This is a genomic window from Citroniella saccharovorans, from assembly GCF_035481615.1.
GTDB classification, from domain to species: Bacteria; Bacillota; Clostridia; order Tissierellales; family Peptoniphilaceae; genus Citroniella; species Citroniella saccharovorans.
Genome location: NZ_JAYKOT010000003.1, coordinates 399,408 through 417,062, shown reverse-complemented (window position 1 = coordinate 417,062; position 17,655 = coordinate 399,408). Strand labels below are relative to the sequence as shown.

Here is a 17,655-nt window from a genome sequence, read left to right as displayed (position 1 = left end):
ATTATGTTCAGACACATACTTTTTTATCTTATCATATGTTGCCTTAGTCTCTGCGATGTTATATCCACATCATCAAGTTCAATCGTGACATTAATTTAGTCATCCGGCTTTTGTTTCAATTGGGACAAAAGTTCAACCGTCTCGACGTGGCTTGAGTTGTCAGCATGGATAAATTTAATGATTTTTCAAAATCCTAGTATGTGGGAACATATCTATCTCTTATTATACATCATAAAAAATTATTTCTTACAATCCTTGACTTTAAGTATAATTCTGCTATAATTTAGTTAAGGAACAAGCCCTTGCCATACGTGGCGGGGCGTTTTTTTATGAGGTGTGTATATGAGTAAACCGTTTAAAACTTATGATGAACAAATCGAAATACTCTCAAATAGAGGTTTAGGCATTAATAATCCAGAATATGCTAAGATTATTTTATCACAAGTTAATTATTATAACCTTATCAATGGCTATAAAACTCCATTTTTAGACAATACATCTTCTAATGAGGTAGAAGATGTATATAAAGCTGGTAGTAGTTTTGAAGAAATTTATGCTCTTCATGAAATGGATCGTAAATTAAAAGAAGTGATTTTTTCTTCTCTGCTCCGTTTTGAGAAACTTCTAAAAACATCCTGTGCTTATCATTTTTCAGACTTATACAGAGATGGACTATATCCTTACTTACAAATTGAAAATTATTCTGCATCAAAGCATCAGCTAAATTATGTTTTGAAAAATATAGGGACATTATCCAATGCCATAAGTAGAGAAAATAAAAATTCAAATGGCAAGAAACCTATTAAGCATTATATAAAAAAGCATGACCATATTCCTCTTTGGGTTCTTGTAAATTTCCTTACTTTAGGAAATATGTCTTATTTTTATAATTCCCTAGATGAATCTCTTCAAAATAAAATTGCTAGAGATTTTGGTGAAAAATATAAAGATAGTTACCAGTCTAGAGAAAAAATTAGTAAAACTGAACTTATAGACATAATTAAAATCTGTAATTTTTTCAGAAATGTTTGTGCCCATGATGAAGTCATGTATTCTTTCTCATTGAATAAAGCTGGTCAAACCGCTATATTTGAAAAGTTTTTTGATGAGAATTATACTGGAAAAAATTTACATGATTTAATATTGGTCCTTAAACTAGTTATTCCCAAAAAAGAATACCAATCTTTAATCACATCAATTAGCTCCATCAAAAATAAATATGAGGATAAATTTACTAGTATCTCAATTGATGATATTTTTTCAATTTCAGGATTTCCTAATAAGTAGTTATTAACTTAACTACTTATTTTTTTCATTTGATTATGATTATTCAATTTAATATGCCTATTTTAGGCCATTTATTTAAATGATGAATTACAAATAATACTGCGACACTTAGATTAAACTAAGTTCGTGCAGAAACATTTCAAATGGAGTTTGATAATTTAGACACTTTCTTGGTCTGTTATTGAGCTACATTAAATTTTTAATTAGATTTTCCACAGATATTTTCGCCAAATCTGTCTTCTATGGGTAATATTCTCTGAGCAAGCCATTTAAATTTTCATTGCTACCTCTTTGCCAGGCCGAATACGGATTAGCAAAATAAAACTCTACACCCATATCTTCAATTTTGTTGTAACAAGCAAATTCTTTACCCATTAAGATGTAAAGCTTTTTAAAGCTAATTTTGGAAGTGTATTTATTAGTTTTTTCATAGCTTTAAGCATAGATTCTTTTGATCTGTCTTTCATAGATAGTTCTACGTAAAATCTTGTCTTTCTTAGGACAAAAGTAGCTAAGTATCCTTTGCTTTTTCCTCTTGAAGATACAACAGTATCTAATTCCCAATGGCCAAACTCTTGTCTGTTTTTATAGTTTTAGACCTTCTTCTAATGGAATTTTCAACATTATATTTACCCCTTGTTTCTTTTCTTTGTCTGGATTTTCCTTTTCTTCTTAACTTTCTGATATCAAAATCTATTGCTCCAGAGTAAATCCAGTTGTAAATTTTTTTAAATATAATTTTTCATTAAATAGTGTATTTGAAATTAGTTTAGCTGACCACCTTAGATTTAGTTTTTTCTAATAATTTTTATTATTTCTTTAGCCGACTTAATTTGCTGCCATTTAAACAAGATTTAGATCTTTTGTATTCTTTAGTTGACTTAGCTTTATATTCACTTTTGCATCTTTTAAGTTCCCTTGCAATAGTAGAATGGTGAAAGCCTAAAACTTTAGATATTCTTCTAGAAGAATAACCTTCCTTGTTCGAAACTTCTATTTTATTTCTATCGTTTAGTGTAAGATGTTTGTAGCTCATACTAACCTCCGTATGTGTTTTTGTGGTTATTAACATTTTACACGAAGTTAGTATGAGTTTTTTTTATTTGAGGTGTCGCACTTAATTTTACAATGTATCATATGAAGAATTAAAAGAAACATTAGAAGAATATATCTAATATTACAAAAAGATAGAATAAAATAAAAACTAGGATATTTAAATCTGGTGGAATATAGAGAACAAAATGCATCATAAAAATTTCCACACATATGGGTGGAAAGCAATAAACTAATACCAGAACTAGTAAACTACCAGTCCTGGTATTAAGTCCAACTTTATGGGATCACCTTATGTTTCGGGAGATTTTTGTGTCGTGTTAGCATTCTTTTGGTTTTGAATTAAATTTTCTAATTTCGTTCATCGTTTTATCTATAACATCACTACCCAAGTTTGAGTACAGCTTTTTATCTCCAATTATATAAAACTCTTTTTTAGCTCTAGTTGCTGATACGTTCATTATGTTTGGATTTTCAGATCCCATTGCCCAGTTTGCAGCTCCCTTGCTTTTTTCATCCGCTCCTAAAACCAAGAATACTATTGGTGCTTCTTTCCCTTGGAATGTGTGTACTGTTCCTACATTTGTCGGACTATCTTTACTATCATATCTCGTGAATTTAAGATCTGCTGCGAGTTTTCTGGATAAATTATAAGCTACATTTTTAAATGGAGATATTACATAGACTTGGTCTTTCTTAGATTCGTCTAAAATATCTTCGTTATGTTCTGATAGTTCTCTTATTTTTTTAACTAAAAAATCTCCTTGCTCTTTCACATATTTATTATCCGCAGATCCTCCAACATCATACCATTCTGCTTTTCCGTCTAATTTATTTCCTTGAACCATGTTACCACCATAAGAGATTTCATTTGATATGTTGAACATTGGATACTTGCAACGTCTGTGTACCCATAAAGGAATTCCTATCCAATCTTCAGGATTATTCAAATCTTTGTAAAATCCATATTGACTAACACTGTCAATAAGTGTCTGTGTTGATGCATCTTCTGATAGATAAGCTTGTCCAACTCCATAATTTTGTCCCAACAAACTAAGTATATATGAGTCTAATGTTAAAACTGGTTTGATTTGGGCTGGATCTCCAACTGCCATAACGTGCTTACATCTAAAAATCGCGCCAACGCTTGCTTGGGGCAAGGCTTGTCCTGCTTCGTCAATGAATAAATGTCCCAAAGAATTTGCTTGAATATTCGAAAACATCCTTCCCATACTTGCAAATGTGGAACTAATAACTGGAACTGTCATGTTAATCCAATTCCACGCTTCTTGTATAACGATATTTTTATCCAAGTAATTTTGTTGTTTGTTCCATATCCTAGTTGCAGCTTCAATATTTTTTATATTTTCATATAAGAATTGTTTGCGAACTTTCAGTGCAATTATGAATAGTTCAGACTGAATTCTACGATACTCTTCATCAAACCAAGGATTACTCATTTGCAAATCATCATATGGCAATGCAAAATCCAACACATTAGCATCTGTATTTACTAATACATTTTTCATGTCTCTTATTTTTTCTTGAAGTTTTTTTATTTCTTTATCCTCATTTTGAATCGCTCGAACAATCTCTGAGTTTTTATCTTCGATAAGCTTATTTTCATACAAAATTTGATCTTCGATATGTTTTAAATCTTTTATAAAAGCATCTATCTTTAATTTTGTCGATCTTTCTTGCTCTAATATTTTTATTAAATCGTCAGAGTATTTCCTCATCTGCTCATTATATGTTTTTTTCCTACTGAATTGGAAAAATCCTGGCTTTTGTAATTTGAGGACATCTATGCTATTTTCAATCATTTTTTTATTTTCACTTATATTTGACGAATCATTCTTCAATTCATTTACTTTTTGATTCAAATGACTTTTGTTCAAATATAATTCTTCTAATTTTAAATTAACTTTATTTTTTAAATTACTGAACTCGCATTCTCTGAGTTTTACATTTTTACTGAATTTTGATTTTTTGTTTAATAATTCGTATTCAAATTTTTCTATAGAGAAGTATTTATCCGATATCTCTTGTCTCTTATTTCTATAAGATAATGCTTCATTGTATTTTTTCTCAAATTCACTATAGACATTATTATCAGAAATATAATTGTTTTTTAAATCATTAACCACATGCTTTAATACAGTGATTATGTACTCCATGTTTTCTTTTCTTCCACCTTCAAGAGAAAACAATCCCCAGAATTTTTCTAATTGTTTCTCGGCTTCTAATTTCTCTATATATTTTCCATTTTCTTCTATCCATTCTGTTGAAAGTTTAGAATTAGAAATATCTTTAAAATAATCTATTCTTTTTATTTCATCTACCAATGAATTATCGATTTCTGATATTAGTGGAAGTTTATCTACAATGTTTTTCACAGCTCCATTGTTGGAACTTGCAACAATAATCCCATTTTCTGCTATTTGTGCTGGAAGTATGCCAATTGAAGCTTTGTATGATCCACTTTCCCAGTAAACAGTCTCGTCATTTCCCGTAATCTTTTTGTTGTTTAGTTTTGTGATTTCGTAGGATTGATCTACTAATAATTGTGCAAAAATGTCCCTCAAAAGTGTTGTTTTCCCTGTTCCTGGAGGCCCATTTACACTTCTCATATTATTAGAATCATATCCTAAAGACAAATTGATTGCGATTTGTTGCATAAAAGATGGTGCATATTGTATATTACTCGGAAATCTAGACAAAGGATAGTTGTTTGGCTGTAAAATCTCTGTAAAAATATATTTATTAAACTTAGGAGAAGTACTTCTACTATCTAAATCTTTTCTATTTGAACAATCTCCAGGCAAATAATCATTCAAGTTTTTCGAATGAACAGATTTCGCCTTTTGCAAATCATTAATGAAAAATGAATGTAGATTAATTGCATCGGTCTCCAAATTTTTCAAAGGTTTCATCCTGCAATTATTAATGTCTATTTTATTCATTTTTAAAATATTCAGTATAGCCTTATTGAACCAATCTTTATAAGCTTTATTTTCTGGACAGTCAAATATTTCTTGAATTTTCTTGTTGAAATCTTCCTCATATTCCTTAAACTCTTTTTCTGAAGGAATTTTATGAAAGTTTCTAATATAAAAGCTTTCTGTTAAAAAAGTCATATCATTATTTATCTTCAAATCCTTATCGAAATACAATGCAAATGAAAATTTGTTTCCTAAAGTGATTTCTTGATTGGACACTGGAAGGTTGAATTTATCTCTCAAAAAATCTATTACTTCTGTAAATTTGTAAATATCAAAATATACAACTATCCCGCCTTTTTGATGTGAATTTAAATTAAGATATTTAATCTTTTTCTTAAATAAATCATAGAAATCATAATCTTTAAGATTTTGAAAAGTTAGAATTTTACTGTCATTTAAATTGATATCTCCCTCCGATAAATGCTCCACCATAATCCATGATTCTAGTATTCTTTCTTTTTGGTTCATGTTATGCTCCTTTGTTAATTGATTTCTCGCTTTTTGTTCTATAATTTTGTAGGCTATTTGTCAATTATCACATTTTTGTGTAGTTCACTATCCTAATCTATATTTTCTTACAAGGCTTCATTAATTTTTAATCTCTTAATTTTAAAATCCTCAATCTTAGATATTGTTTAAATCATTCCAAAATACTCTAAAGCATTTTCTATTGCCTTTTCTTTTTCTTCTGGACAATTTGGTACTCTTTGATTTTCTTTCTTGTTAATACTGTAATTTTCTCTTTCTATTAGACCGTATTTCCTTTTTACTTGTGCAATATATAGGCTTGAAACTTTTAGTCCATATTTATCTATTACAAACTTTTTAATTTCTCCATAAATTGCATCTTTTGAAAAGTCAATTTCTGACAATTCATTTTTTCCGATTTCTATATCTAAATGGTGTTCATTGTTTAGTTTGGACAATAGAGCTACCGTCTCCACATGGATTGATTGGCCAGTATGGATAAATTTAATGATTTTTAAGCTGCTATAGAGTTCGTATAATTGCGTAAAAAGAAAAGGTCATTTGAACCAAAACTAGTACATTGTTTTAACGACAAATACCAACTAGGACTGACAAATGAACCAACGACAGTTTGCAATTATTATAGAAGATATGCAAATTTAATCAATGCAGAAGTCAAAAAACAATTTGCCAAAAACTAATCTAATCAAGGTTTTTAATGAGCTTATGGAAAAATAAAGAGATGAATACTTAGAAAATAATTTTTATCAAAGGAACCTAATAGAAGTACTTACCGTAATAGCTAATATAAAAGTCACTATACAATAAAAATAGGAACTCTTGCCCTTAGAGTATCTAGAATATGATATGGTAAATTTTTAACAGATGTCTTTAAAAGATATCAAAGAATTGAAAAAGCTCTACTCACAACCATGTTAAAATGTATATACAAGGAGTACAAGTAAGAAAAATATCCAATCTAATAGAAAAATTGTGTTGCAAAACATCTTCTAAATCCTTAACATATCAATATCCTTAAAATTAAGATTTGTGTTTACGACGATTCTTTCGATATTCTTCCATAGTTTTAGTCAGCTCTTCCCCATCCATATCCTTGATTTGATTCATATTAATTGTTATCTCTCCATATCTCAATGCAATGTTCATTTTAGTTATTAACCTTTTAAATAATGGTAACTTATCCAAATATGCATCCCGATCTTTCATAAATATTGATACCATTCCTTGACCCATCATAGGCATATTTTTTATCTTTCGAACTGATTCCCAACTTATTAAAGAATTTTTCATAGACGATATGCTTGTATTCTCATAAAATCCATCGTTATTTATAATTAAAGTTGGTTTACTCACGAAAATATTTTTAATGAATAATAAGGTTGCCGCTCCAAAAAACAATTTTCCAAACAGTCCAATTAAAATTATGAATATACTATATAAAATTATGAATATACTATATAAAATTCTGCCTCCATAAAGTCTACTGCCTCCAAAAAGTCCAGCTAATAGCATAAAGCCTGACATAAGTGTCATAAGGATACCCGATAAACTCAAAATTATATTTTTTAATATACTACTACGTATTTCTAATCTTTTATCCATTGCCCCTCCTACCACATTTCAGCTTTTAATATTATTGAAAATTTATCCATAAAAAAAGCGTGTTTCGTCTTTTTCGTTATTATAACATATTTTATTGGTTGTAATACCCTGTAACTCAATAAAATATCATAATTTACATATAATTAACATTCTAATATTGTAAGATTAACTCACTTGATTTGACAAATTAATATCACATTAAGCTTTATTACTAACTCTTCTAATAATCAAATCTATAGGTGTGTTAGCATCTTTAATTCTCGTGTAAATATAATTCTCCCTAATTTTCTGAAAGTTATCTGTCAAATAATATGGTGAATCAAATCTTGCTTTACTTTTTTATCAGATTTATACCATTTTTCTTAAAATCCCAGTACCAACCTTCCTTCCTAAGATTCATCAATTCCATTATTTCTTCTAGTTAAAGAAGCTTCTGGATATTTTTTATCTTCTAGTAACAAAAGATACAGAATGACCATTTCTGTATCTTTTACTGAGTAATATCTTGTTTGAAATGTGTGTGGTAAATATCTTTTGTTTTTTAGTTAATTCAATCTGTATTTTTATTTAATTGGGCTCAAATAAGTTGTAAAGCTACAGTACAATCAAATTAAGCAATTAAGTATTGCTTCAATATTTTTAGGGATTATAGTCGTGTTTGTTACAACCATGTGGCAAATCCCTTTTAGCTTTATAATTTCAAAAAAATTAGGGGTGATCTTTTTCGGTATTGGTTAATTTAGCTATTTCTTTTTCAGGTGTATTTTTAGCACTAAAACCATATTGCTTGTAAGTAGGGATAAGAAAATGGGAAAATCCGCAAAACCCCTAGGGGTTTTGTTTGCTATGTTTATTTTTAATAGTTTTTACTTATTTTAGTTTTGATATTCTATTAGCGTCTAAGTATTTATTTTTAAATGAAAAGAGAGACTCGAGTTAACAAGTCTCCCCAAAATTTGACAAAGAGCCTATTTTAATCATTATCCCTTTGCATCAATAATAATTCTACTTTATTTATTTTATTAATAGCAATAATTGAAGATATTGGTCCTAACAAGGTTCCCAAAATTATTACTATTATTAACATTAAAATCATAAGGAATATATTCGGTCTTAAAAAAGGCATATTCAAAAGTGATGAAAATATATTATTGAAAGTTATACTTAAAACAAAGGAAAGCACAGAACCTATGACTGCACCTGTACCATTAATTAGCATAGATTCAACAAGAACTACTTCACTGAGTTTTTTCTTTGTTGCTCCTAATATCCTTATGGTTGCAAATTCTCTTTTCCTTTCCTTAACTGATAAGGTATTTACAAGACTTAAAATAAAGAAAGCTAGTATCCAAATCAAAGCTATCAATATATACACATATACAAGCATGTTTTTTGCTGAATCTGAAACTTGTGTCATTATTTTTCTTGGCAATAAAGGATACACTTTTTCTTTTTTTAAATTCTTCTTTAATAAGTTTTTGAATTGTTTTTGGATCTTTGTTTTTTTCAACTTTTACTAAAATAGAAGATATATCATCTTTTTTTGCCACCGGATGATTAATTATCTTTTCATATTCCTTGGCTAATCTATGAGTTTCTTCTATTGTCATAAAAACTGAATTATCAAAACCCATGCCAGTTTTTGCAAGCCTACCTCTTATATCAAATTCTTGATTAAAAAATTTAACCTTATGATTAATATTCCCCACAATGTTAGCACCTACAACAACTTGCCCAGCTTTAATTGGAGTTTTAATCTGTTTTTCAAGCCAAGGTTTAACGCTAAAGTCATCAGAAAAGTCAATTCCTATAACTTGAATGGGAAAAGAACAGCATCCAGCAGAAAGTGTAGCTAGATAAACTTGACCACAGGCTTTTTCAACTCCTGGTATTTTTTTTACTCTATTTAATATATCCTTGTCAAAAAAGAATGTATTAGGTTCTCCCCTTAATATTGCACCTGTAATTTTGGAATCATAACCTTCTGGGACTACTATAATGTCTGCTCCCATCCTATCTGATAGAGATTTCATGCCGTTTTTAAGAGAAAAAAATTATAAATGAAGACATGAATAAAATAAAAGTTAAAATTCCTACAAGTAAAATCAAGGTAATTGACCTTGCCTTTTTATTTTCTATATTCTTTTTTGCTAAATTAACTGTGTATAAATCTTTCATTATTTTGCATCAGCAAGAGCATTGTTGCAAGCTTCTATAAATTGCTTGTAGGTTTCTGTTGCTCCCGAAATAACGTCCACTCCTTCAGGATTTCCTTTTTCCACTAATCTATCTGGGTATGACTTTGCAAGATTTATAGCTTGTTGGGCTATCTTATATAGTCCTTCATTTTGGCTTTGACCATAAGATTCATCCTTTTCTTTTCCATCTCCATCAATGTTTTGCATTGTGCAAGATTCAATCTTATTGTCTTTAACACTTATATCCACCTTTACAAGTCCGCCTCTTTCATCCTTGGCAGATTCTCCTTGATATGTGCCATCCTTATAGCTTACGCTTGGAGCTTCTTCTTTTTTATCTCCTCCACAAGCAACTAGGACAAGCCCCAAAGAAAAAATTATTAATACATTTAAAATTTTTCTCATATAAACTCCTTAAGTTTTTCATCTTTTTTTACAGAATCAAGAACTGGTCTTTTTCTTTTCATTTTTTCTTCTTTTGAAATTTTACCATGTTCAAGAGTTATCATTCTTTCAGATTCTTCACCGACTTCAGGGTCGTGAGTTACAACAATAATTGTTGATCCTGCATTGTGAAGTTTTTCAAATATGTCAAGAACTATATATTCATTCTTTTCATCCAAATTTCCTGTAGGTTCATCGGCTAAAAGTATTGTAGGATGATTAATAAGAGCTCTAGCAATGCACACTCTTTGTTGTTCCCCACCTGATAATTGGTTGGGTAAGTGCTTGGCTCTATCAGCTAGACCTACTGCAGCCAAAGCTTCCATTGCTTCTTGTGCATCTGGCATAGAATGATAATATTGTGACATCATTACATTTTCCAAAGCACTTAAATAATTAACTAAATGAAATTGTTGGAAAATAAGTCCTATCTTATCCCTTCTAATAACTGTTAGTTCCTTAGGTGATTTTTTTGCTATATCTTCACCATCCAAAATAACTTCACCAAGTGAAGGTTTATCCATGGCACCAATAATATTCATCATTGTTGTTTTACCAGAACCTGATGGACCCATTATAGAAATCCATTCGCCCTTTTCTACACTTAAATTGATTTTGTCAAGGGCTTTAAGTTCACCATAAATTTTTGAAACATCTACGAGTTTTAATATATCCATAAAATTCCTTTCTATTCTCCACGAAGCACTAAAGCTGGATCAATATCAACAGTTTTAGATACTGGTATTAAAGATGCAACTATAGTTATTACTATACAGACAATAATTGTCATAGGTACTAAAAGAGGCAAGAAACTTACCTTTCTAGCAAATACCGAAATACTTACTCTATTGGCAAATATATATCCTAATGCAACCCCTAAAAGTCCACCAAAAACCCCCAAAAATGCTCCTTCACCTAAAAAGTCAACAATTACTGACGAATTTGTGGCGCCCAAAGCTTTCTTAAGACCTATTTCTTTACGCCTTTCAGTTACAACTGCCATCATTGTTGTGGATACACATATCATCATTATGAATAATACTATTATCGTTACAATGAAGACAAGAGCTTGTAATTTATTCAAAACTATATCTTGTGAGGCGGTAACTCTTTTTACCATTTGTGGAGTTAGAGATCCATCCTTTTGTGAAATATTTGATACTATTTTTGAAAGTTCATTTTGTTCGGCTTCTACTGAATATTCTACGACATCATAATTTTTGTCTTTAACAAGCTGTGAAATATCATCAATACCCATAAAAATAAGTTCTTCTTCTTTACCACCTGTTGTTACAACTCCTGAAACAACAAAATTAGTATCTATAGAACCTTCTCCATTAACTTTGGGAGTATTTATAATAATTTTATCTCCCTCTTTTAATTCCAAAGCCTTTGAAACTTCATTACCTATTAAAACTTCTCTAGGTTTTTCAGGCCATGAACCATCAATAAGCCAGTATGGAGAATTTTCTTTCGCTCCCTTTAAATCTGTACCTGCAAGCATATAAGGTTGTTCATTAATTTTTGCATTTGTATAAATATAGGGTGCCTGACCGACAAGCTTTCCTGATGGAATTAACGATTTAATTTCATCTAACTGTTCATTGGTAATTTTTTTATCAGGGTTAGTTGGAATTACCAACATATTTGCACCATAAGACCTAAACTCCTTACCCATTTGTCTAGGAATATCATAGTAAATAGTAACAAGTCCTGAAATAATTGTTGCTCCCATAGCTATAGCAAGTAGTGCTGTTAACATTCTTGCACGTCTCCTTGCCAAGGAAGTCATTATCATTTTTAAGTAAAATTTATTTTTACTTTGTTTATCTGCCATGTAGTACCTCCGTTGGATTTAAATTCAAAAGGTATCTTATAGCTGGTATTGAACCCAATATTGTAACAAGAATAATAAGTATTGCTACAATAGGAACTACCATAGCTGTTGGAGCTATTGCTGATCCAAAAACTGTTAGACCAATAATCTGAGTAAGTAGCAGACCAACACCGTAACCTATAACTGTTCCAAATATCGCTGTCAAAATTATTTCCACAAGAATTATGGAAATTATCCTTCCATTTGACGCCCCTATAGCTTTTTGAAGTCCAATTTCATTAGATCTTTCCATTACAGATGCTGTAATAAGATTTGAAATACCAAAGCCTGAACCAATCAAAGTTAATACTGTAATTAAAACCATAAGAAGAGTAGTCTTGTTTAAAATATCTCCTTCACTTTCTGCAACTTGACGAATTGGCTTAGCTACAGAATCAGTCATTACTTCTGTTATTTGATAACAAATAGCAGAAACATAAGCTGTACAATACCATACTTCCCATTCCTTAATAGTTAAAGATAGTGGGTTTTTGGCAGCCTTTCTTGCTAAGTCATTGTCTGGTGTAGTAAGAGCTGATACTTCAACTTTATTTACAACTCCAGTAACTCCAGCAAATTCTTGTGCTGTTTTTAAAGTAGCATATATAAATGCATCTTCATCAGAACCTGATGAGAAAATACCCTTAACTTTTAATTTTTTGTCTAAATTAGTGCTTTTTAGTTGGATTTCATCACCAACTTTAAATCCATTTCTGTCTGCAAAAATCTTTCCAAGCATAACTGAATCGCTATCATTTTCTGATAACCACTCGCCTTGAACTTCCCACCAGTTTTTAAGTCTAATCATACCAGTATCAACTGATTCTCCAGTAGGCAAATCCATATGATTATTAAACCATGTTCCTACCATCTTAGTATGTTTAGAATCATTATTACAAGAAACCCAAGTGTTAAGATATGGCGTATAGTCTACAATATTGTAAGCCCAAAAAATAGTTTTAATGTTAGGAAGTTCTGATTCCTTTAAATATTTTTGAACCTGCCCCTCTTTTTCTTGCATGCCATACAAATCATCAAGAAGGGAAGCTTCCTTAGGCAATACATTAATATTTGCTCCATAGGTCTTTAATTCTTGATTAACTTTATCTCCAACACCGAGCATGGTATTTAACATTGAAGTGGCAAGAGAAGCTCCAAGGGCAACTGTAAATGCAATAAGAACCATCTTTCCCTTTTGTCTAAAAAGCGCTCCTTTAACTATTCTCCAAAACATAAGCCCTCCTACTTAAATACATAAGACAATGCGTCAAGATCTTTTGGCGCAATCTTTATCTTTTTATCATGGACAATGTATGGGAAAGGTATCGGGTTACATCCACCCTTAAAACCTATTGTACCCCTATTCATTACAACGTCGCACAACTTACAAATAACATTTTCGCCTCTTTCAAAATATCCAGATGGACCACATATCTCGCAGGCATCAAGTACAACTCCATAGGAACCTTCTGATTTTTTAATGCAGAAAAATCTCATTTGTGCACCATCCTTTGCCTTATACAAATATCTGTGCAAATGCATATCTTCTAAGCTACTTAAAGGAATAACAATCATTCCATTTTCAGTTTGATAATCTTCAGGTGGTGAAAGGGCCTGTTCCTTATTAGCATATGCCTTTCCAACCGTTAATGAAAAAGTATTAATAAATAGAACGACAAGGAAAAAAATTGCCCAATGTCTTTTATTCTTCATTCTATACTTTATTTTTCTTAACTGAGCCCTATTGCTATAATCTTCATTAACTTTAATATTTTGCTTATATAAAATTACTGGAATAGCTATCATAATTAACATTGTTGCAAATAAAAACACATTTTCGTGATTAGCTATAAATGCAATAACTCTAAAAAAGTTAACATTTCTAGGAATAATCCCTTTAGAATAAAACCTTTGAATTATGATATTAAATTGGCTGATACCCGAACATATCAAGCTCAAAAAAACAATAATCTTTAAGTTTTTACCTTCAAGTTTAACTGAAGACTTATATACGGCAAGTCCTGATAAAATCATCATGATTATCCCAAAAACAAAGCCTAAAATCCTAAAAAGTACAATAGTTGAAACAGCACTTTCGCCATAATATACAAATTTGTTTGATTGGTTAAATACATATGGTAAATAATAAAAACAAATTCCTACAAGATAAACAACAACCGATGCTGAAATTAAATTATCATAAATTTTAGCATTTATCTTATCTTCAAATATCATAAAAATTAATATTAAAAATACTGAGATAACTATGGGTATCATAGACCAGAAATTCAATTCTGTTCTATTAATAAAATTAGGTATATTTCTTATAATTATTGAAACAATTGCTGCAATTACCCCTAAAACTAAAGAAATTATAATAACATACTTTTTATATTTGCTCTCTTTAGTTGTATAATAGGCAAGTATTAAAGAAATCATTAGAGAAAAGGCTATTCCTGCCTCCATAACTTTAATAAAAATTTTTAAAATAATTTCACCCCCCATAAATGCATATAAGGGGAACATGAATTCCCCTTAAAAGTATTAAAAATTTTCAAAATTTTACCATTGTGGTCCGTTCCATTCGAAGTCAGTCCATTCTGCAACAAGTGGTTCTGTCCAGAATCTACCTGTTACACCAGTTTCTTTATCTACGTGTAGTAAGTAGTCATTGCCTGGTGCAGTTACTTCGAATTTTACATCATAAACACCAACACCTTCTTCAAATTTAACATTTGCACCATAGTGCGGACCATCAGATGCGTTCATTGGCATGAAAGCTACTTCTTGAACATGGTCTGAACCTTTCTTTTGTAAATAAGCTTTTACTTTTAACCATGGAACAAAATCACCAACACCATAACCTAATGTTGAACCTTCTTGTGATGCTGTAATGTCAGCTTCAATATGGCAGTCAGCTTCTTCTTTAGGAATTGAGTTTCCTGCTGGTTCCATATCAACTGGTTGGAAATATACACCTGAGATTACTAGAGGTCCTTCAGTATGATCATCACCAATTGGAAATTCTTCAAATCCTGCATCTTCTCCTGGAGCTGCAGTTTTTGCATCTCCTGCTTCTTTTTTGTTTTCTTCATCTGGTGCTTTTTCTTCAGTAGAATTATTAGCTGCATTATTAGCATTGGTATCTTCTTTTTTACCACAAGCTGTAAACATTAATGCACACACAAGCGTCATAACAACAAGAATTAAACTTTTATTTTTTAACATAAAACCCTCCTATTTTTTTTTCTTGGCTGGCTTCAAGCTCAGCTCTAATTTTTTTGTTTCTATTATTTTGATAGATAACAGAAACAATGGTTACTACTAATAGAATAATTTGTGGAATAAGATTTTCATACCTATCATATATACCTATAACTTCAGCAGACCATCCATTCATCCAGGGAACTATCGTTCTACCAATTACATCTGCTTCTTGTAATTCTCCTATGCCCTTTCCTAAGAAAGACAAGCAAAGTATAAACATTAGCCAAGAAGTAAATGTAAAGAATGGTTTTAATGGTAGCCTTACAGAAACTTTAGCAATTAAATAATATACAATTGCAAGTATTATGGCGGCAACTAAAAGTCCAATCCACATATGCATTGGATTATCAGAAATGCCTGTTCTCATACCTTGGAAAAACAAAATAAGTTCTGCACCCTCTCTTGCTACTGCTAAGAATGAAGTGAAAGATAAGGCAAAATAATTACCCTTGGAAACAGATTGTTCAACTTTGTTTTTAATGTATCTATTCCAAACTTCAACTTCAGATTTAGAAAGCATCCAATTGGATACATAAAATAGTACGATAACAGCAAGAAACATCGCAATTCCTTCGAATATTTCTTGTCCCATTCCAGACTCAACTTCTCCCACTGTATTGGCGATGATATTAAATACTCCAGCTAGGACTACTGAAAAGGCAATGCCTAGCAAGGCTCCAATATATACACCTTTTAAATAAATTCTATTATTAGTCTTTGATAAATATGCAGCAATGGCAGCTACAACTAAAATGGCTTCAAGTCCTTCACGAAGTGTAAGTCCAAGAACTGCAAAAAATGTGCCAAATCTTTTTAGCAGCTCTCCCAACAATTGACCTGTTGAAAGGCTGTTTGCATCTTCTTGACTTTGACCACTGGACTTAGAATCTCCAGAGGTTCCATCAAGAGTATGAGCATCTTCATGAAGATAAGTTATAAGTGCATCAATTTCATCTTTAACTTCTTTTGGGTCTGCATCTTCTTTGATAGATTTTTTTGCTCTGTAAAATTGATGTTCAACCATTGAACCCCTTTGGCCTGAAATTGCAGACATAGTTGTTTTTTCAAATCCAATTTTTTCATAGAATTTAAAGTAAGCAACATTAATTGCATCTGTGGCTGCTTTTTTAGCATCCTTATCTCCAGGCTTGTAAACTTCCACAGCTTTTTGTAAATGTTCTGACATAGCATCAGCAACTTCAACCCAGTTACCATAATTTGTTTCTTCTTCCTTTGTTTCTGCTGCAAAAGCAGACATGAAAGTGAGGCTAATCATGATTACTATCATTGCGAAAATGCTAGTCCTTTTCATTAATAAATTCATCTCTATCCCTCTTTTTTTATTAAACTTCCATCTTCCATTTGGCAAAGTGTATTGCCATATTTTAAAATATCAAGCTCATGAGTAACTATAATAAGTGCAGTACCTTTAGAATTTATTTTTTTTAATAAATCCATTATCTCCATAGTAGTATTTTTATCCAAATCACTTGTAGGCTCATCTAAAATCAAAAGTTCCGGCGAATTAATCATAGATCTGGCTATCAGCACTCTTTTTAGCTCTCCTCCAGATAAATTTTTAGGAAAATCATCTTTCAAATGCAAAATTCCCATCTCATCAAGAAGTATAGCTGCTTTTTCATAAGCAGAGTCATCTCTTTTAAATAGATAATAAGGAAGAGACACATTCTCTAAAACATTTAAATTTGGAAGTGTTCCTAGACTTTGTGGCACAAAACCTATGATTTCATTCCTATATTTGCTAATTTCTCTATCAGAAAAATCACTCATATCTTTGCCCTTAGCAAAAATTTTACCTTCAGTCGGTTTTAATAAACCAGACAAAAGATTTAAAAAAGTTGACTTCCCTGAACCGCTTCTGCCAATTATATTGACAAAATCTCCCTCCTCCAAGGTAAAGTTTACATTTTTAACTGCAAAAAGTGTATTAGAACCTCTCTTAAAACTCTTACTTAAATTTTCAGTTTTAATTATTGATTCCATTATGAATTTCTTTCTTTCATGCAATAATAAATATTAACTAAAACCAATATGCCTGACAACAATGTGCAAAATGGAATGGTTTTTGCTCTGCAAGCCATATCGGCTTTCATACATCCACCAATAAGCACATGAGCGTTTAGTATCTCTAAAATACCAATTGCTATATTTGAAATAGATAATCCTAAAGATATTTTTGAATCTTTAACTACAATAAGAATGATTGCTAATACTAAAATGACTGCGCCAATACCCATAGTCATATTTCCCATCCAATGGCATTTCATGAACATCCCATTTTCCATAGGAGGACAAACTGGTGTTATAAATTTTGGTGCAAGCACTAACAAGAGACCTACAATAGCAGAAATATATCCTAAAATCTTTTTTCTACTCATTTTAATTATCCTTTCTACTTATCTTTATTAATAACATT

The 17,655-nt window shown here is 30.7% G+C and carries 14 protein-coding genes and 2 pseudogenes; 2 read left to right on the top strand and 14 right to left on the bottom strand.

The window, feature by feature from the left end; all coding sequences use genetic code 11:
* The first annotated feature begins 342 nt into the window (after positions 1 to 342).
* Positions 343 to 1,287, top strand: coding sequence for an Abi family protein (locus VLK81_RS04550; RefSeq protein ID WP_324619489.1), 945 nt, complete (start codon positions 343 to 345; stop codon positions 1,285 to 1,287).
* Positions 1,288 to 1,395: 108 nt separating this feature from the next.
* Here VLK81_RS04550 and VLK81_RS09840 read toward each other — a convergent pair.
* The 3 genes and pseudogenes from VLK81_RS09840 to VLK81_RS04535 all read right to left on the bottom strand — a co-directional run bounded on the left by VLK81_RS09840 (position 1,396) and on the right by VLK81_RS04535 (position 6,268).
* Positions 1,396 to 2,323 (bottom strand): annotated as a pseudogene (locus VLK81_RS09840) (IS30 family transposase).
* Between the two features lie 337 nt (positions 2,324 to 2,660).
* Positions 2,661 to 5,810 (bottom strand): DEAD/DEAH box helicase, encoded by a 3,150-nt coding sequence (locus tag VLK81_RS04540; protein ID WP_324619487.1) that lies wholly within the window; start codon positions 5,808 to 5,810, stop codon positions 2,661 to 2,663.
* A 167-nt stretch (positions 5,811 to 5,977) separates the two neighbouring features.
* On the bottom strand, positions 5,978 to 6,268 hold the full coding sequence (locus VLK81_RS04535) for an RNA methyltransferase (RefSeq protein WP_324619486.1): 291 nt from the start codon (positions 6,266 to 6,268) through the stop codon (positions 5,978 to 5,980).
* Positions 6,269 to 6,750: 482 nt separating this feature from the next.
* On the opposite strand from VLK81_RS04535, the gene VLK81_RS09780 reads away from it, so the two are divergent.
* A complete protein-coding gene (locus VLK81_RS09780; RefSeq protein WP_378142942.1) occupies positions 6,751 to 6,849 on the top strand; it encodes a hypothetical protein in 99 nt (32 codons plus the stop codon).
* A 2-nt stretch (positions 6,850 to 6,851) separates the two neighbouring features.
* Here the strand turns inward: VLK81_RS09780 and VLK81_RS04530 are convergent, their stop codons facing one another.
* From VLK81_RS04530 to VLK81_RS04480, 11 genes and pseudogenes are all read right to left on the bottom strand, one after another.
* On the bottom strand, positions 6,852 to 7,433 hold the full coding sequence (locus tag VLK81_RS04530) for an STM3941 family protein (protein ID WP_324619485.1): 582 nt from the start codon (positions 7,431 to 7,433) through the stop codon (positions 6,852 to 6,854).
* Positions 7,434 to 8,406: 973 nt separating this feature from the next.
* Positions 8,407 to 9,611 (bottom strand): annotated as a pseudogene (locus VLK81_RS04525) (ABC transporter permease).
* Positions 9,611 to 10,036: an FMN-binding protein gene (locus tag VLK81_RS04520; RefSeq protein WP_324619484.1), complete on the bottom strand. Its 426-nt coding sequence runs from the start codon at positions 10,034 to 10,036 to the stop codon at positions 9,611 to 9,613. Before VLK81_RS04520 ends, VLK81_RS04525 begins: the two are co-directional and overlap by 1 nt.
* A complete protein-coding gene (locus VLK81_RS04515; protein WP_002840489.1) occupies positions 10,033 to 10,752 on the bottom strand; it encodes an ABC transporter ATP-binding protein in 720 nt (239 codons plus the stop codon). Before VLK81_RS04515 ends, VLK81_RS04520 begins: the two co-directional genes overlap by 4 nt.
* Positions 10,753 to 10,763: 11 nt before the next feature.
* Positions 10,764 to 11,912 (bottom strand): ABC transporter permease, encoded by a 1,149-nt coding sequence (locus VLK81_RS04510; RefSeq protein WP_070700769.1) that lies wholly within the window; start codon positions 11,910 to 11,912, stop codon positions 10,764 to 10,766.
* Positions 11,902 to 13,185: an ABC transporter permease gene (locus VLK81_RS04505; RefSeq protein ID WP_324619483.1), complete on the bottom strand. Its 1,284-nt coding sequence runs from the start codon at positions 13,183 to 13,185 to the stop codon at positions 11,902 to 11,904. Before VLK81_RS04505 ends, VLK81_RS04510 begins: the two co-directional genes overlap by 11 nt.
* 8 nt (positions 13,186 to 13,193) lie before the next feature.
* A complete protein-coding gene (locus VLK81_RS04500) occupies positions 13,194 to 14,456 on the bottom strand; it encodes a DUF2318 domain-containing protein (protein WP_324620462.1) in 1,263 nt (420 codons plus the stop codon).
* A 57-nt stretch (positions 14,457 to 14,513) separates the two neighbouring features.
* Complete coding sequence (locus VLK81_RS04495) at positions 14,514 to 15,179, bottom strand: iron transporter (protein ID WP_324619482.1); 666 nt, start codon at positions 15,177 to 15,179, stop codon at positions 14,514 to 14,516.
* On the bottom strand, positions 15,166 to 16,542 hold the full coding sequence (locus tag VLK81_RS04490; RefSeq protein ID WP_324619481.1) for an FTR1 family iron permease: 1,377 nt from the start codon (positions 16,540 to 16,542) through the stop codon (positions 15,166 to 15,168). Before VLK81_RS04490 ends, VLK81_RS04495 begins: the two co-directional genes overlap by 14 nt.
* A 2-nt stretch (positions 16,543 to 16,544) precedes the next feature.
* A complete protein-coding gene (locus tag VLK81_RS04485) occupies positions 16,545 to 17,222 on the bottom strand; it encodes an ABC transporter ATP-binding protein (protein WP_324619480.1) in 678 nt (225 codons plus the stop codon).
* Entirely contained in the window at positions 17,222 to 17,617 is a 396-nt protein-coding gene (locus VLK81_RS04480; protein ID WP_324619479.1) for a DUF4418 family protein, read from the bottom strand. Before VLK81_RS04480 ends, VLK81_RS04485 begins: the two co-directional genes overlap by 1 nt.
* Positions 17,618 to 17,655: the final 38 nt, after the last annotated feature.

Bases quoted from the DNA above. Each gene is read 5' to 3' on its own strand.
- VLK81_RS04550 (WP_324619489.1), top strand. From the start codon at position 343: ATGAGTAAACCGTTTAAAACTTATGATGAACAAATCGAAATACTCTCA.
- VLK81_RS04540 (WP_324619487.1), bottom strand. From the start codon at position 5,810: ATGAACCAAAAAGAAAGAATACTAGAATCATGGATTATGGTGGAGCAT.
- VLK81_RS09780 (WP_378142942.1), top strand. From the start codon at position 6,751: ATGTATATACAAGGAGTACAAGTAAGAAAAATATCCAATCTAATAGAA.
- VLK81_RS04530 (WP_324619485.1), bottom strand. From the start codon at position 7,433: ATGGATAAAAGATTAGAAATACGTAGTAGTATATTAAAAAATATAATT.
- VLK81_RS04520 (WP_324619484.1), bottom strand. From the start codon at position 10,036: ATGAGAAAAATTTTAAATGTATTAATAATTTTTTCTTTGGGGCTTGTC.
- VLK81_RS04515 (WP_002840489.1), bottom strand. From the start codon at position 10,752: ATGGATATATTAAAACTCGTAGATGTTTCAAAAATTTATGGTGAACTT.
- VLK81_RS04510 (WP_070700769.1), bottom strand. From the start codon at position 11,912: ATGGCAGATAAACAAAGTAAAAATAAATTTTACTTAAAAATGATAATG.
- VLK81_RS04505 (WP_324619483.1), bottom strand. From the start codon at position 13,185: ATGTTTTGGAGAATAGTTAAAGGAGCGCTTTTTAGACAAAAGGGAAAG.
- VLK81_RS04500 (WP_324620462.1), bottom strand. From the start codon at position 14,456: ATGGGGGGTGAAATTATTTTAAAAATTTTTATTAAAGTTATGGAGGCA.
- VLK81_RS04495 (WP_324619482.1), bottom strand. From the start codon at position 15,179: ATGTTAAAAAATAAAAGTTTAATTCTTGTTGTTATGACGCTTGTGTGT.
- VLK81_RS04490 (WP_324619481.1), bottom strand. From the start codon at position 16,542: ATGAATTTATTAATGAAAAGGACTAGCATTTTCGCAATGATAGTAATC.
- VLK81_RS04485 (WP_324619480.1), bottom strand. From the start codon at position 17,222: ATGGAATCAATAATTAAAACTGAAAATTTAAGTAAGAGTTTTAAGAGA.
- VLK81_RS04480 (WP_324619479.1), bottom strand. From the start codon at position 17,617: ATGAGTAGAAAAAAGATTTTAGGATATATTTCTGCTATTGTAGGTCTC.